The sequence below is a fragment of the Ancylobacter sp. WKF20 genome, assembly GCF_029760895.1.
Lineage (GTDB): Bacteria > Pseudomonadota > Alphaproteobacteria > Rhizobiales > Xanthobacteraceae > Ancylobacter.
On sequence record NZ_CP121679.1, the window covers coordinates 1,925,671 to 1,937,051 of the forward strand.

The window sequence follows — 11,381 nt, forward strand, 5'->3', positions numbered from 1 at the left end:
GCTTGTTAGAACGCATTTTCTTCACGCGAACCCGAATCCACTTCGCTTGAAAATGCTCCAGGAAACGCCCAGGGAGCGGCCATGCCCGTCTATGAATATCTCTGCGAGAGCTGCGGCGACTTCACCGCGATGCGGCCGATGAGCGAGTACAAGGATCCGCAGCCCTGCCCCGATTGCGGCGCCAGTGCCCCGCGCGTTCTGCTCACCGCCCCGCATTTCTCCGGCATGCCGCGCGAGAGCCTGATCGCCCACGCCACCAATGAGCGGGCCGCCAACGCCCCGATGTCGGTGGGCGAGTTCGCGGCGAAGAAGCATCCGTCGAGCTGCTCCTGCTGCTCCGGCGGGATGAAGAGCCGCACGAAAAAGTCCAAGACCGCCACCGCCGCCAGCAGCGCCAAGAGCTTCCCCTCGGCGCGGCCGTGGATGATCAGCCATTGAGGGCTGGGCGGGACACCGTCGTCACGTCCCGACCCGAGTAGACGTCATCCCGGACGGCCAAAGGCCGATCCGGGATCGTGTGCCATCTCGAATCTAGGAACGATCCCGGCTCTCCGCTGCGCGGAGCCTGCCCTTGGGCTTGCCGTAGGCAAGACCCGAGGGGCCGGGATGACGCCCCGAGGAGAGACGCGACCCGCTGAGCGCGCAAACGCTCGCCCCCTCACTCCCCGATCGCCACGCCCTCGCGGCGGGGATCGGCGGCGCCGATGAGGCCGTCGGGCGTGATCGCCACCGCCTGCACGCCCGAGGTCATCGGCGCGGTCTTCACCTCGAAGCCGAGCGCCTTCAGCTCCGGCGCCAGCGCCTCAGCCGGCGTGCCCGCCTCGATCTCCACCGCGTCGAAACGCGCCAGCACGTTCGGCGCGGCGATGGCCTGATCGAGCGGCAGGCCCCAATCGAGATGGGCGATCAGCGTCTTGGCGACATAGCCGATGATCTGGCTGCCACCGGGCGAGCCCAGCGCCAGAACCGGCTTGCGATCCTTCATCACGATGGTCGGCGTCATCGAGGAGCGCGGGCGCTTGCCCGGCTCCACCCGGTTCGCCACCGGCACGCCGTTCTTGTGGGAGCGGAAGGAGAAGTCGGTGAGCTCGTTGTTCAGCAGGAAGCCGCCCACCATCAGCCGCGAGCCGAAACCGGCCTCGATGGTCGAGGTCATGGAAGCGACATTGCCCGCGGCGTCGACAATGGTGATCTGCGTGGTCGAGGGCATTTCCGGCGCTGCGCCATCCACGCGCGGCTCGGCGCGGGCGTGATCCCAGCCCGGCTCGCCAGCGGTGACGGCGGGCAGCGCGTCGTCACCCTTGAGCAGCTCCGCCCGGCCCTTGAGATAATCCGGCGCCAGCAGGCCCTTGGTTGGCATGGGCACGAAATCGCTGTCGGCCATGTAGCGTTCGCGGTCGGCGAAGGCGAGGCGCGAGGCGTCGGCGATCACCCGCCACGCGTCCGGTGAGGTCGGCCCGAGCGCCTTGAGATCGAACGGCGCGACGAGGCCGAGAATCTGGCCGAGGGTGAGCGCGCCCGAGCTCGGCGGGCCCATGCCGCAGACATCGAAGCCGCGATAGGGCGCGCAGACCGCCGCGCGCTCCTTCACCTGATAGTCGCGCAGATCCTCCCGCGCCAGCAGCCCGGCATTCGCCCCGCTCTGCACGGCGCGCACCATGTCGTCGGCCAGCGCGCCGGTGTAGAAGGCATCCGCCCCGCTGGTGGCGAGCACCTGTAGTGTCGCCGCATAGGCCGGGTTGCGCAGCCTTGTGCCCTCCTTGCGGGGCAGGTCGTCGCCATCGAGGAAATAGGCCCGCGCGGTCTGGTCGCGCTTCAGCGTCTCGACATCGCCGGCGATCAGCGTCGCGAGGCGCGGCGAGACTGTGAAGCCATGGGTGGCAAGCTCGCGCGCCGGCTCGAACAGCTCGGCCCAGGGGCGCTTGCCATAACGGCGATGCACGGTCTCCAGAAGGCGCGGCGTGCCGGGCGTGCCGACCGAGCGCCCGCCGATCACCGCCTGCAGGAAGGGCAGCGGCTCGCCCTTTGCGTCGAGGAACAAGGTCGGCGTCGCCGCGCGCGGCGCGGTCTCGCGGCCGTCGAAGGTGGTGAGGCTGCGGCTGCGGGCATCCCAATAGACGAGAAACGCCCCGCCGCCGAGGCCGGAGGATTGCGGTTCGACGAGGCCGAGCACCAGCTGCGTCGCCACCAGCGCGTCGATCGCGCTGCCGCCGGCGCGCAGCTGCGCGGCGCCCGCTTCCACCGCCAGCGGGTGGGCAGCGGTGACCATCCAGCTTTTCCCGGTGGCGAGCTTCGCCCCCGCTTGCGCCGCCCCGGCGCGCTCGGGCGCCTGCGCATCGGACGCCTGCTGGGCCCCAACGGGGGTGAGCGCCAGCAGCCCCATCAGCAGCCCCGCACTGAAGGGGCGGGCGATTGCTCCGAGCCCGTGAACCATGCCTCTCGCCTCCGTGCCTCGCATCCCTCACGGCCCCTCAACAGGGCGTAACGCTATGTGAACGTAGCCGATCGCGGCGGGGATGACGAATAGGCGAATCGGTATAAGCTTCAAACGTCGTCAACAATTGAAAGGAGGTGATCCAGTGTCTGATCGTCTTGATCCGCGGTCGTCGGTATCCGTGACCTGGACGCTTGCCTCTTGCGAGGTCCGTGCCGCGTGATGCGACACAATGCACCGCCTTCGCGGCGGTTACCGGGCCGGACCGCGGTCTGACATGGGAAGGGCTGTCCTCACGGGCAGCCCTTCTTTCTTGAACTCACGCTATTTGGCGGCGGTAATACTGTGCTGAAGCCGATCTTCATCTATATCGACGCGGATGCCTGCCCGGTGAAGGACGAGACCTACCGGGTCGCCGCCCGCCACGGCATCAAGGTCTTTCTCGTCTCCAACAGCTACATCGCCACGCCGCGCGACGTGGAGGTGGAGCGCGTCATCGTGCCGTCCGGGCTCGACGTCGCCGATGACTGGATCGCCGAGCGGGCCGAGGAAGGCGATCTCGTCATCACCGCCGACGTGCCGCTCGCCGCCCGCGCGGTGGCGAAGGGGGCGGAGGCGATCGCGCCCAATGGCCGGCCCTTCACCGCCTCCAGCATTGGCATGCAGCTTGCGACCCGCAACCTGATGGCCGATCTGCGCGAGGCCGGCGAGATGACGCGTGGCCCACGCGCCTTTTCCCCGCGCGACCGCTCGGAATTCCTGCAATCGCTCGACCGCGCGGTCATGCGGCTGAAACGAAAGGGCCACCCATCGGGTTGATGGGTAACGGCGCCAAGGAGAGTGCGATGCTGCAGGCCTGCCTTAATGGTTCGCGGACCAAGGACTTTCACGCTTTCACCCCGCTCACCCCGTCGGAACTCGCGACGGATGCGGCGCTCGCCATCGCGGCGGGCGCGAGCGAGCTGCATATTCACCCGCGCGGCGATGATGGGGCGGAGACGCTGGAACCGGCCGCCATCGCGGCAGCGATCCGCGCCATTCGCGCCCGCCTGCCGGAGACGCCGATCGGCCTCTCCACCCATGAGCGTATAGCCCCGGGCGGCGCCGGCCGGCTCGAGGCGGTGAAGGCGTGGGAGGTGCTGCCGGACTATGTCTCGATCAACCTGATCGAGAAGGACGCGCCGGAGATGATCCGCCTGTGCCTGTCGCGCGGCATCGGCGTCGAGGCCGGGCTGTGGTCGGTGGCGGATGCCGAGCGCTTCGTCGCTCTGCCCGAGGCGCGCCAGGCCCTGCGCATTCTTATCGAGATCAACGAGCAGGATACGGCCGAAGGCCTCGCCGCCGCCGCCGGCATCCGCAAGGTACTGGCCCGCGCCAGCCTCGACGTGCCCATCCTCCAGCACGGCCTCGACGCCACCAAATGGCCGCTCTACCAGGACGCGCTAATGCGCGGGCTGGATACGCGCATCGGCTTTGAGGACGGCAAGCTGATGCCGGATGGCAGCGAGGCCGAGGGCAACGCCGCCCTCATCAAGGCCGCCTTCCACATGGCGCGCGTCCCGCCGAAGATCGTCCCGGAAATGCCGGCCACGGGCTGAGGCGGCTCAGGGCATGGATGCCGGGTCGCGCCGGGCATGGCGGACGGCATGAACGATCACGTCATCCTGCGTGACCTCATAGAAGATCAGGTAAGGATAGGGCCATGCGGTCAGCCGGCGGATCGCGGGATGGTCCGTCCGCTGGCCGAGCAGGGGTTGCGCCGGAAGATGCTCGATAAGCGCGCGAAGGCGCTGACTCACGCGGCGGGCGGATTGCGGGGAATGGGCGCCGACGTACTCCGCCAATTGGCGAATGTCGGCGAGCGCGGAGTGCGTGTAACGCAGCCTCAGAGGCCGTGGGTCGCCCATGCCGCCCGGACCTCATCATCCGAGGCAAAATCCCCGCGCGCGGCAGTCGCGCGCGATTGTTCGATGGCCGCCCGTTCGGTGTGATTGAGGGGTACGCACGCGCCCTGCTCTTCCGCAAGCGCGATCAGAGCGCGCGCGATATCATCCTGCATCTGATCCGGCAGGGCGCGGGCGGCGGCAATGGCCTTGTCGAACAGGGTCGTCATGGGCGGATTATGCGCTCGCCGCCCTGCCCTGCAAAGCCCACCCGCCATATCGGGGATGGGCGAGCGACGGGCGGCTACTGGCGCGCCGCCATGTTCAACGCCACGGCGATGAAAGCCGAACAGGAGGAGGCAATGCCCTCCGCCCGCCCCCCGGCCAGCGTGCGCGCTGCGACATAGAAGATGCCGGGGCCGGGCGTGACCGCCAGCAGCAGGGCGGCGGCGACATAAAGGGCGAGGTGCGACAGCTCGGGGAGAAAGCTCATGGGCTGGGGCTCACATATCTGTGCGCGCGGTCGGGATCATCGCCGCGACCGCGCGGTCGCTCGGGCTATCGCTCTCGGCCAGCCCGCGCGCGACGCCTTCGCGGTCGGCCTCGGAGCGGTTCTGGCTCATCTTGCGCTTGCCCTCCAGCCGGGTGATCGGCAGGCGCAGCCCGACAATGCCCTTGAGCTGGCTGGCAATGAAGGTCTCCGGCGCGTCGGTGACGGCCCAGGGCTCGGCGCGCGGCTGCTCATAGAGCTGGGTGAGCCGTGTGACCGCCTCCCTAAGACGCGCAGCATCCTCGAAGAACTCGGCCGGGCCATAGGCGTGGACCGCCTCATAGTTCCAGGTCGGCACCACCTTGCCGTGCTCGCGCTTCGCCGCGTACCAGCTCGGCGTGATGTAGGCGTCGGCGCCGGAGAACAGCACCAGCGCCTCGCCCAATGGGGCGGCCTTCCATTGCGGGTTGGCCTTGGCGAGATGGCCATAGAGCACGCCATGCGCGCCCTCGCTCTCATCGAGATAGAGCGGCAGCGGCGTTGCCATCAGCCCGTCGGCCGTCGCCGTCACCAGCGTGGCGAGCCGCGCCGCGCGGATGATCTGGCGGAGCGTGGCGGGATCGTCTTCGCGGAAGGCGGGCGGCGTGTACATGGTCGGGGACAGTCAAGAGAGCGGATCCGCTGACCAGCATAGAGCAAGGCCGGCACCGAGAAACCCCACGGTGCCGGCACGCGCTGAGATGCCGGGCGCACCCCTGCCCTACTTCATCTCCACCTCGACGAAGCTCATCGGCGCTTCGCCGGCATTGCGCACATCGTGGCGGATGCCGGCGGGGCGGGAATAGGCGGCACCCGCCGCCATGGCGACCTGCGTCACCGTCCCGTCCACGTCGATCTCCATCAGCCCGTCGGTCACGAAGACGATGGCATAGTCCATCGCGTGCTCGTGCCAGCCGGTGGTCGCGCCGGGCTCGAAATCCCAGCGCGTGATGCGCACGCGCTCATCATCGGCCAGCGTCGTCGGCCGGGCCGGTATCGTGCAGGCAAACACCATGACCGCGCCTCAGCCGGAGTTCCGCAGGCCGGCGGAGATGCCGTTGATGGTGAGCTGGATGCCCTGCAGCACCTTCTCGTCCGTGTCGCTCGCCCGGTACTTCCTGAGCAGACCGACCTGCACATGGTTGAGCGGGTCGATATAGGGGAAGCGGTTGCGGATCGAGCGGTCGAGCAGCGGGTTGGAGCCGAGCAGCTTGGTCTGCTGGGAGATTGCCAGCAGCGAGTCGATCGCGGCCTGATATTCGGTGCGGATGCGCCCGAAAATGCTCTCGCGCAGTTCCACATCCTCCACCAGCTGCGCGTAGCGCGAGGCGATGGCGATGGAGCTCTTGGAGAGCACCATGTCCATGTTGGAGAGCTGGGTGCGGAAGAACGGCCACTCGCGGTACATCTCCTGCAGCAGCGGCAGGCCGTCCGGGTGCTTCTCCAGCCACGCCGTCACCGCCGAACCGAAGCCGTACCAGCCCGGTAGCATGAGCCGGCACTGCGCCCAGGAGAACACCCAGGGAATGGCGCGCAGATCCTCGATCCGCCGCGTCTTCTTGCGCGAGGCCGGGCGCGAGCCGATGTTGAGCGTCGCGATCTCGTTGATGACCGTCGACTCCCAGAAATAATCCTCGAAGCGCGGGGTCTCGTAAACCAGCGAGCGATAGGCGCGGAAGGCCGCGTCGGACAGCTCCTCCATCACGGTGAGATATTCCTCGCGCGGCGCCTTGGCGTCGCCCGAGAGCAGCGTCGCCTCCAGCGTCGCGGCAGCGAGGATTTCCAGATTGCCGCGCCCGACGGCCGGGTTGGCGAACTTGGAGGAGATGATCTCGCCCTGCTCGGTGATGCGGATCTCGCCCTGCACCGCCCCGCCCGGCTGGGCGAGGATGGCGTCGTAGCTCGGCCCGCCGCCACGGCCGACCGAACCGCCGCGGCCATGGAACAGGCGCAGCTTCACGCCATGGCGCTTGAACACCTCGATCAGCTCGATCTCGGCCTTGTAGAGCTCCCAGCCGGAGGTGACGAAGCCGCCATCCTTGTTGCTATCCGAATAGCCGAGCATCACTTCCTGCATGCCGCCGCGGCTGTCGACCAGCTTGCGGTATTCCGGCAGGCGGAACATCTGCTCCATCACCTTGGCGGCGTTGCGCAGATCCTCGATGGTCTCGAACAGCGGCACGATGTTCACCGCCGCCGCGCCGGCGGGATCGACGAGACCGACCTCCTTGAGCAGCAGCGCCAGCTCCAGCATGTCCGAGACGCCCTCGGCCTTGGAGATGATGCAGGTCTGGATCGCCTCGCGGCCATAGATCTCGTGGATGCGCGCGCAGGTGCGCAGCATCGCCAGCTCGCCCACCGTCTCCTCGGAATAGGCCGCGAAGGGCGAGGTGAGCGGGCGCGCCGTGGTCAGCTCGCGCAGCAGCAGCGACGTGCGGGTGCCTTCCGGCAGCGCCTTGTAGTTGGTGCCGGGCGCGGCGACCTCGAACAGCTCGGCGACGCAGCGCTCATGCACATCGGAGTTCTGGCGCGAATCCAGAATGGCGAGGTGGAAGCCGAAGCAATCCACCGCCCGGCGCAGCGCCCGCAGCTTGCCGCGCGCGATGGCGGCGGAGCGGTGCGCCTTGAGCGAGGCGTCGATAATGTCGAGATCGGCGCGGAATTCCTTGGCCGAGGCATAGGGCGCGACCGACGGCTTGACGGTGAGGCCGATGAGATCGGCGATCTCCAGCCGGAAGGCGGTGGCGCGCAGCCGGGCGGCGATGGCGGAGGCGGCGAGGCGGTACGGCTCGTTGCGCCGGTGCGGCGAGGATTCGGGAGCCGCATCGACCAGCGCCAGCAGATCCTCGGCCACCTTGACGCGGATGGTGGAGATGGAGAGCTCGGCGCCGAGCGCGTCAAGCTCGCCGAGATAGAAGCGCACGGCCTGCGCGCTCTGCATCCGCATGGTCTCGCGGGTGACTTCGGCGGTGACGAAGGGGTTGCCGTCGCGGTCGCCGCCGATCCAGCTACCCATGCGCAGGAAGGAGCCGACCTCGGGGGCACTCTCCGGCGGCACGCCCTCGACCACGGCGAGGCGATCCTCCAGCGCCGCATAGAGCTTCGGCAGTTCGCGCAGGAAGGTGTAGTCGTAATAGGCAAGCCCGTTCGCCACTTCGTCCAGCACGGTGAGCTTGGTGCGGCGGAGCAGGTTGGTCTGCCAGAGCATGAGCACGCGCCGGCGCAGCTCGTCCTCGGCCTCCCCGACCTCCTCGGGCGTGGGTTCGAGCCCGGCACGCGCGGCGAGCAGCTCGGCGATACGCATCTCATGCGTCTGGGTGGAGCGACGGCGGACCTCGGTCGGGTGGGCGGTCAGCACCGGGCTCGCCAGCGCGGTCGCGAAGAACTTGCGCAGTTCCGCCAGCGGGATGCCCGCCGCGCGGGCGCGCTCCAGCGCATGGGCGATCGAGGCCGGCGCCGCGCCGCGCCCGCTCGCCGCAACAGCGCGGCGGCGGCGTATCACGTTCTGATCCTCGGCGATGTTCGCGAGGTGCGAGAAATAGCTGAAGGCGCGGACGATGGAGATGGTCTGGTCCGGACCGAGGTCCGAGAGCATCGCCTCAAGCTCGCGCCGGGCGCCCTGGTCATCCTCGCGGTGGAAGCGGGTGGAGACGCGGCGAATGCTTTCCACCAGTTCATAGGTGGCATCGCCCTCCTGGTCGCGCACCGTCTCGCCCAGCACGCGGCCGAGCATGCGGATGTCGTCGCGCAGCGACAGGTCGAATTCGGTATCGGCGTCGGACTCGCTGTCGGACACGGCGATGGTCAGAGCGAGGGACATGAGGCGACTCCCGACATGGCGATACTCCTTTAGGCGTAAGACAACTTAGCAATTAGCATGCCGGGCATGACAGCCATGCCTGAAGATTAGGTTGTCGCAGGTGGGTCCGGCGCCTATCTCAGCGCCCTGACCGTGAGGCATCCGCGCAACAGGGTTCGGATTCTTTCGTTCTGCCTTATAGGCGCCCCGTTTCTGAACGGAATCGCGCCCAATATGAACGTCAGGCTCAGGCAAGGTTAACCGTTAAACCTTCATAGTCAGTCTCGTTGAGCCGGCATCGTCCAGTGGCGGTGTCTTTTGTGGTCAATCCGGCGCGTGAATCGCCGGCTGCGTATGCGTAACAGGAAGGACGTCGAAATGCCCCCCGTCATGAACCGTTCCGAGGTTCAGACCCAAGCCGCCCTGCCGCCCAAGGCCCTCCAGTCGAAGGCTCTGCCCGGTCAGATTGCCGCTCCGGCCTCCGCCGACAAGAAGTCCGGCAGCCTCGTATCCGCGCCCGTCGGCTCCATCGCCTCGCTCGAATCGCGCCTCGGTTTCTGAGGCCGTCGGGAATCGGCGCCGTCCCCTGCCTCGCCGCCCCGATGGGTCTCAGATGACCCTCGTCGCAGCGACGTGATGGCGACGGGGTGGAAATCACCGCGCTTCTTCCCCATATGTGACGCAGCGGCAGGCCCGATCTTCGGGCCGCCGGATCGCCGTCGTGTTGGGAGAACCCGCCTCGTGAAGACCTCGCGTTCCCGCTCCGCCATGCTGCGTATCGCCGTGGCGACCCTGTTTCTCGGTGCCGGCCTGATGGTCGCCACCGATTTCGCCGAGGCGCGTGTCGGTCGTAGCGGCAGCTTCGGCAGCCGTGGTTCGAAGACCTGGTCGACCCCGGCCCCCACCCCCACCGCACCTTCCGCCCAGCCGATGCAACGTTCCGCGACGCCGCAGGGCCAGACCGCGCCCGGCGCGGCGGCCCGCGCGCCCGGCGCCCAGCCCGGCGGCTTCTTCAACCGCGGCGGCTTCATGGGTGGCCTGATGGGCGGCCTGCTCGGCGCCGGCCTGTTCGGCCTGCTCATGGGCTCGGGCTTCTTCTCCGGCCTCGGCAGCCTCTCCGGCATTCTCGGCCTGCTGCTTCAGGTGGCGCTCATCTTCATCGTCGTCCGTCTGGTGATGGGCTGGCTGCGCAATCGCAACCAGCCGTCCTATGCCGGCGGCGCCCGCCCCGATCCGGCCGCGCCGCTGCAGCGCGACGCGCTGAACGGCGTCGGCGGCACCGGTGCGCCGCAGGGCGCGCCGGCAGCGACCGCCACGGGCCCCGCCCGATTCGGCTTCGGCACCGGCCCGCGCGGCCGCCCGATCAAGCTGGAAGGTGGCGATTTCGACAGCTTCGAGCGCCTGCTCGGCGAGGTGCAGACGGCCTATGGCCGCGACGACCGCGCCGCATTGGCCGAGCGCCTGACGCCGGAAATGATGGGCTATATCGGCGAGGAGCTGGACGATCTGGCAAAGGACGGGCTGGAGAACCGACTCACCGATGTGAAGCTGCTGCAGGGCGACCTGTCGGAAGCCTGGAACGAGGATGGGCGCGATTACGCCACCGTCGCCATGCGCTATCAGCTGAAGGACGTGACGCTCGATAAGGCCACAGGCCGTGTCGTGCAGGGCGACCCTGACCGTCTGGAGCAGGCGGTGGAGTTCTGGACCTTCACCCGCACGCCGGGCGGCGCCTGGCAGCTCAGCGCCATCCAACAGGGCTGAACCTTCGTCTCCTGACCGATTGAACGGGCGCCCTTGCGGCGCCCGTTTTCGTTGCGGCGTCAGCTCAGCGGGATCAGCTCAGCGGGTCATAGCCGAAGCGGTTCGGACCAACCGTGCCGCGCCGCATGAACCAGAAGAAGATAACCAACGCGCCGATACCGGTAAGCCCGATCAGCAGCCACCAGCCGGTGTGATCCATGTCGTGGAAGCGGCGAACGGCCAGCGCGAGCGAGGGGATGAGCAGCGCCAGCCCGACAAGTGTGCTGATCGGTGTCAGCGCGTGCATGTCGCCATAGGCAAGCAGCGACACCGCGCCGAACAGCGCCGTATCGAGCAGGCCGGTGACAATGTTGACGAGGATCGAGAACAGCACCCACCACCAATATTCCGACCGCGTGGCCCGGCCGGTGAAGGTCGCGTACTGGCTGAGACCGCTCGATACGGCTTGCGTGAAACCCATGACATTCCCCCATGCCTCATTGGCATCGCCACGCATTGTTGCCACGAAGGGCGGCCAAGACCACCTCGCGCAAATACGAGGCCGGGGAGAGCAGCCCATGAGACTAGACGTGGAAGCCAATCCGGCCGCCGAGGTGCGGGAGCTGATCGACCGGGGGCTCGATGTTTACAACGAGGCCAAGGGTGGCCCGCTGCACGCATCGAACTTCTGGGTCATCGCCCGCGATGACGACGGTGGGGTCCAGGCCGGGCTCAAGGCGCACTGCTATTTCGGCTGGATGTTCGTCGACTGGCTCTGGGTGTCGCCCGACGTGCGGGGCGGCGGCGTGGGCAGCTCCCTGCTCATGGCCGCCGAGACGGAGGCGCGGTCGCGTGGCTGCATCGGCGCCCATCTGCAGACCTACAGCTTCCAGGCGCCGGATTTCTACGCCAAGCACGGTTACCAGCGCTTCGGCCAGATCGACGATTACCCTCCGGGCCATTCCTGCATCTGGCTGAAGAAGCGGTTCTAAG

13 protein-coding genes and 1 pseudogene are annotated in these 11,381 nt (G+C 68.1%); 6 read left to right on the forward strand and 8 right to left on the reverse strand.

Features of this window, described 5'->3' with window-relative positions; genetic code table 11:
• The first annotated feature begins 81 nt into the window (after positions 1-81).
• Positions 82-438, forward strand: coding sequence for a zinc ribbon domain-containing protein (locus AncyloWKF20_RS08890; protein ID WP_279317506.1), 357 nt, complete (start codon positions 82-84; stop codon positions 436-438).
• Between the two features lie 220 nt (positions 439-658).
• Here AncyloWKF20_RS08890 and ggt read toward each other — a convergent pair whose 3' ends face one another.
• Complete coding sequence (ggt, locus tag AncyloWKF20_RS08895) at positions 659-2,383, reverse strand: gamma-glutamyltransferase (protein ID WP_279317917.1); 1,725 nt, start codon at positions 2,381-2,383, stop codon at positions 659-661.
• A gap of 396 nt (positions 2,384-2,779) precedes the next feature.
• On the opposite strand from ggt, the gene AncyloWKF20_RS08900 reads away from it, so the two are divergent.
• Together AncyloWKF20_RS08900 and AncyloWKF20_RS08905 are read left to right on the forward strand one after the other, a co-directional pair.
• On the forward strand, positions 2,780-3,253 hold the full coding sequence (locus AncyloWKF20_RS08900) for a YaiI/YqxD family protein (RefSeq protein WP_279317507.1): 474 nt from the start codon (positions 2,780-2,782) through the stop codon (positions 3,251-3,253).
• Positions 3,254-3,279: 26 nt separating this feature from the next.
• Positions 3,280-4,032 carry a 3-keto-5-aminohexanoate cleavage protein gene (locus tag AncyloWKF20_RS08905; protein WP_279317508.1) on the forward strand — a complete coding sequence of 251 codons (753 nt, stop codon included), beginning with the start codon at positions 3,280-3,282 and terminating at the stop codon, positions 4,030-4,032.
• A 6-nt stretch (positions 4,033-4,038) separates the two neighbouring features.
• Here AncyloWKF20_RS08905 and AncyloWKF20_RS08910 read toward each other — a convergent pair whose 3' ends face one another.
• From AncyloWKF20_RS08910 to ppc, 6 genes and pseudogenes are all read right to left on the reverse strand, one after another.
• On the reverse strand, positions 4,039-4,341 hold the full coding sequence (locus tag AncyloWKF20_RS08910) for a type II toxin-antitoxin system RelE/ParE family toxin (RefSeq protein WP_279317509.1): 303 nt from the start codon (positions 4,339-4,341) through the stop codon (positions 4,039-4,041).
• Entirely contained in the window at positions 4,320-4,547 is a 228-nt protein-coding gene (locus tag AncyloWKF20_RS08915; RefSeq protein WP_279317510.1) for a hypothetical protein, read from the reverse strand. Before AncyloWKF20_RS08915 ends, AncyloWKF20_RS08910 begins: the two co-directional genes overlap by 22 nt.
• 122 nt (positions 4,548-4,669) lie before the next feature.
• Positions 4,670-4,810, reverse strand: a pseudogene (locus AncyloWKF20_RS08920) (LysE family translocator); the annotation flags it as partial.
• Positions 4,811-4,820: 10 nt separating this feature from the next.
• Positions 4,821-5,459, reverse strand: coding sequence for an FMN-binding negative transcriptional regulator (locus AncyloWKF20_RS08925; RefSeq protein ID WP_279317511.1), 639 nt, complete (start codon positions 5,457-5,459; stop codon positions 4,821-4,823).
• A 108-nt stretch (positions 5,460-5,567) separates the two neighbouring features.
• Positions 5,568-5,861 carry a cupin domain-containing protein gene (locus tag AncyloWKF20_RS08930; protein ID WP_267581781.1) on the reverse strand — a complete coding sequence of 98 codons (294 nt, stop codon included), beginning with the start codon at positions 5,859-5,861 and terminating at the stop codon, positions 5,568-5,570.
• A gap of 9 nt (positions 5,862-5,870) precedes the next feature.
• Positions 5,871-8,666: a phosphoenolpyruvate carboxylase gene (gene ppc, locus AncyloWKF20_RS08935; protein WP_279317512.1), complete on the reverse strand. Its 2,796-nt coding sequence runs from the start codon at positions 8,664-8,666 to the stop codon at positions 5,871-5,873.
• 357 nt (positions 8,667-9,023) lie between these two features.
• Between ppc and AncyloWKF20_RS08940 the strand changes: the two genes are divergently transcribed.
• Both AncyloWKF20_RS08940 and AncyloWKF20_RS08945 read left to right on the forward strand, forming a co-directional pair.
• Positions 9,024-9,206, forward strand: a complete 183-nt coding sequence (locus tag AncyloWKF20_RS08940; RefSeq protein ID WP_267581779.1) for a hypothetical protein — start codon at positions 9,024-9,026, stop codon at positions 9,204-9,206.
• A gap of 180 nt (positions 9,207-9,386) precedes the next feature.
• Positions 9,387-10,409 (forward strand): TIM44-like domain-containing protein, encoded by a 1,023-nt coding sequence (locus AncyloWKF20_RS08945; RefSeq protein ID WP_279317513.1) that lies wholly within the window; start codon positions 9,387-9,389, stop codon positions 10,407-10,409.
• Positions 10,410-10,482: 73 nt separating this feature from the next.
• On the opposite strand, the gene AncyloWKF20_RS08950 is transcribed toward AncyloWKF20_RS08945, so the two are convergent.
• A complete protein-coding gene (locus AncyloWKF20_RS08950; RefSeq protein ID WP_279317514.1) occupies positions 10,483-10,869 on the reverse strand; it encodes a DUF805 domain-containing protein in 387 nt (128 codons plus the stop codon).
• Positions 10,870-10,966: 97 nt separating this feature from the next.
• On the opposite strand from AncyloWKF20_RS08950, the gene AncyloWKF20_RS08955 reads away from it, so the two are divergent.
• On the forward strand, positions 10,967-11,380 hold the full coding sequence (locus tag AncyloWKF20_RS08955) for a GNAT family N-acetyltransferase (RefSeq protein ID WP_279317515.1): 414 nt from the start codon (positions 10,967-10,969) through the stop codon (positions 11,378-11,380).
• The last annotated feature ends 1 nt before the right edge of the window (position 11,381 follow it).

Excerpts from the sequence above, each read along its gene's own strand:
- AncyloWKF20_RS08890 (WP_279317506.1), top strand. The coding sequence starts at position 82 with ATGCCCGTCTATGAATATCTCTGCGAGAGCTGCGGCGACTTCACCGCG.
- ggt (WP_279317917.1), bottom strand. The coding sequence starts at position 2,383 with ATGGGGCTGCTGGCGCTCACCCCCGTTGGGGCCCAGCAGGCGTCCGAT.
- AncyloWKF20_RS08905 (WP_279317508.1), top strand. The coding sequence starts at position 3,280 with ATGCTGCAGGCCTGCCTTAATGGTTCGCGGACCAAGGACTTTCACGCT.
- AncyloWKF20_RS08910 (WP_279317509.1), bottom strand. The coding sequence starts at position 4,341 with ATGGGCGACCCACGGCCTCTGAGGCTGCGTTACACGCACTCCGCGCTC.
- AncyloWKF20_RS08915 (WP_279317510.1), bottom strand. The coding sequence starts at position 4,547 with ATGACGACCCTGTTCGACAAGGCCATTGCCGCCGCCCGCGCCCTGCCG.
- AncyloWKF20_RS08925 (WP_279317511.1), bottom strand. The coding sequence starts at position 5,459 with ATGTACACGCCGCCCGCCTTCCGCGAAGACGATCCCGCCACGCTCCGC.
- AncyloWKF20_RS08930 (WP_267581781.1), bottom strand. The coding sequence starts at position 5,861 with ATGGTGTTTGCCTGCACGATACCGGCCCGGCCGACGACGCTGGCCGAT.
- ppc (WP_279317512.1), bottom strand. The coding sequence starts at position 8,666 with ATGTCCCTCGCTCTGACCATCGCCGTGTCCGACAGCGAGTCCGACGCC.
- AncyloWKF20_RS08940 (WP_267581779.1), top strand. The coding sequence starts at position 9,024 with ATGCCCCCCGTCATGAACCGTTCCGAGGTTCAGACCCAAGCCGCCCTG.
- AncyloWKF20_RS08950 (WP_279317514.1), bottom strand. The coding sequence starts at position 10,869 with ATGGGTTTCACGCAAGCCGTATCGAGCGGTCTCAGCCAGTACGCGACC.
- AncyloWKF20_RS08955 (WP_279317515.1), top strand. The coding sequence starts at position 10,967 with ATGAGACTAGACGTGGAAGCCAATCCGGCCGCCGAGGTGCGGGAGCTG.